The sequence below is a fragment of the Rhizobium altiplani genome, assembly GCF_001542405.1.
GTDB classification, from domain to species: Bacteria; Pseudomonadota; Alphaproteobacteria; order Rhizobiales; family Rhizobiaceae; genus Rhizobium; species Rhizobium altiplani.
This window is the reverse complement of sequence record NZ_LNCD01000097.1, coordinates 1-2,390: the sequence shown is the minus strand read 5'-3', so window position 1 is coordinate 2,390 and position 2,390 is coordinate 1. Positions and strand designations below refer to the sequence as shown.

2 protein-coding genes and 1 pseudogene are annotated in these 2,390 nt (G+C 59.9%); all 3 read left to right on the top strand.

Annotation, left to right across the window (positions count from 1 at the left end; all coding sequences use genetic code 11):
* Positions 1–1,524, top strand: a pseudogene (locus AS026_RS23200) (hypothetical protein); the annotation flags it as partial.
* Positions 1,525–1,658: 134 nt separating this feature from the next.
* A complete protein-coding gene (locus tag AS026_RS23195) occupies positions 1,659–1,829 on the top strand; it encodes a hypothetical protein (RefSeq protein ID WP_245307592.1) in 171 nt (56 codons plus the stop codon).
* Between the two features lie 14 nt (positions 1,830–1,843).
* Positions 1,844–2,146, top strand: a complete 303-nt coding sequence (locus tag AS026_RS43590) for a polysaccharide lyase family protein (protein WP_245307325.1) — start codon at positions 1,844–1,846, stop codon at positions 2,144–2,146.
* Positions 2,147–2,390: the final 244 nt, after the last annotated feature.

The window sequence follows — 2,390 nt, the reverse complement described above, 5'->3', positions numbered from 1 at the left end:
AGGCCGGCGACGTTGATTGAAACCTTCGAGGTCCAGACGCTGCTATACGGCGGCTTGAGCAAACACCCTTATGCGAGATGTCTTGCGATCAAATTTTCCGACGACCCCAAACAGGCATGCGCCTGGCTAGAATCGATCGAGGACCAGATCACCTTCGGAGATCAACCCCCGGCCGACAAGGTGTTGATTTTCGCGCTGACGGCGGATGGCTTGAAACGCTTGGGCCTGCCTTCCGATGTCGGGGACTCCTTCCCGACCGCATTCCGCTTGGGGATGGGTTCGCCCGGCCGGGCCAACCTGCTTGCCGATACCGGCGATGACAAAGCCGGCACATGGCTGTGGGGCGGGCCGGAAAAAGCAATCGACGCGACGCTGCTGCTTTACGCAGATTCACAAACCACTCTTGTCTCATATGCCAGCGAGTTGAGCTCGGGCATCGATGCCGCCGGAGGAAAGGTGCTGCATCAGGTGACACCGACGCCATTGCCGAAGCCAAGGCCGGGTGAAACGGCAGCGCAAATGGTCAGGGAGCCCTTTGGCTTTGCCGATGGCATTTCGCAACCGATCATAAAGGGCACGCGGCGCTGGATGCGCCAGTCGGATGCCATCCATGCGGTCGAGCCAGGGGAATTCCTGCTCGGCTATCCCGACACGCGCGGCTTCTTCCCGCCATCGCCGCAGGTGCCGGCCGCGATGGACCCTGACAATCTTCTGCCGCTCGCCGATCCGAAGCATTCCCGCGGCGCTTTTCAGCCCGATTTCGCGACGAGCGGCGCGGCTGCCGCCCGTGACCTCGGGCGAAACGGGACTTTCCTGGTCATCCGCCAGCTTGCGCAATATGTCGATGACTTTAACGATTACGTCGACGACGCGGCTAAACGCTATTCCGGTCATCCCGCGGTTCCGGATCAACTCGATCCGGAGCTTTTGCCGGAATGGATCGGCGCCAAGATGGTCGGTCGCTGGAAGGATGGTTCCTCGCTGGTGCGGTACCCGCATGGTCCAGCAACGAGAAAGCATGAAGGCGCAGCGTTTCGGCCCGACAACGATTTCCTGCCTGGGGCCGAGGATCCACTCGGCGAGCGCTGTCCCTTCGGCGCTCACATTCGCCGGTCCAATCCTCGTGACAGTCTGGCGCCGGGCTCAAAGGATGAGCTTTCAATCGTCAATCGCCATCGCATCCTGCGCGTTGGACGAGGCTTTGACGCGGTTGGCGGTAGCGATCCGGAGGAGCAAAAGCCCGGTCTCCTTTTCATGTGCCTCAATGCCGACATCGAACGTCAGTTCGAGTTTGTCCAGCACCTGGGCCACAGCCTGGCAGTTCCACGGATTGGAAAACGAAGTCGACCCGATCACCGGTCGTGGGGGCGGCATGGGGCGGCTGACGATCCCATCGGCGCGCGGCCCGCTGAACCTGACGGGGATAAAGGACTTCGTCCGTATGCGCGGGGGAGCTTACCTCTTCATGCCGAGCAGGAGTGCGATTCGGTTTCTCGCCCGGATCGAGAATGCAGTCGACGCTGAAATACCTTCCTTACGCGAAGACCAACTCAATGAGGAACGGACCTTGCTGGGCACGAAAGACGAAGCGGCAAGTGTGCGATGAAAGACATGGATGATGATGTGCCGCGGGAATGACCGTGCACTTGGGGGGGGAAATGCTGGGACGTTTGACAGGTATAGCACTTCTCGCAATGGCCGCGCCCATAAGGGCCACGGCGGCGGATTTTACACTCGGGAACTGGAACATTCCGACGCTGGTCTACCCCGGCGACCCCGAAACGGTCTTCCCCGATGACCATATTCCGCACCCAGCAAGACTACGCTGATCTCAGGCATTGGCGTGACGCGGTATCCGCAAAATAACGTGCTGGCCTTTGCCTGGCATCCCAAGGGCTGCGCCCGTGAAGACGGCACCTACGATCGCGATGGCAGTGAACGCTCCGAGCTCTGGGAAGCCGAAAAGGTTCTGGCGCCATTGGGCACCGACATTTGGTACCGTTTCGACATGTTCGTCGATGCAAGCATAACGCCGACCACTGCACGATTTGTGATCGGCCAATGGAGACAAACAAATTCTCTCCGAGATGCCCCTATCCTTGCCCAGGGGTTCAATGGTCGCGCCTTTACAGTCTCGATCGAATAGGACAACGCGGATCCGAACCGTGATCCGAAAAACGTCCTTTGCCGCGTTTTCATCGCCGGGCAGGAGAGCGCGCCGGTGGAACCAGGTTTCGGCAATGCCCATACGCTCGTCAAGCCGGCGCAGCTCTTCTCCCTGATGAAAAATCAGATGCTGTCGGTCGGTCATGACACCGAGGACCTCGCCCATGGAACAGCACCTTTGTCGGCATCAGGCCTAACTGGTTGTGCTCAGGCAATCTCGGTGA

Coding starts and splice junctions, on each gene's coding strand:
- AS026_RS23195 (WP_245307592.1), top strand. CDS start 1,659: ATGCTGGGACGTTTGACAGGTATAGCACTTCTCGCAATGGCCGCGCCC.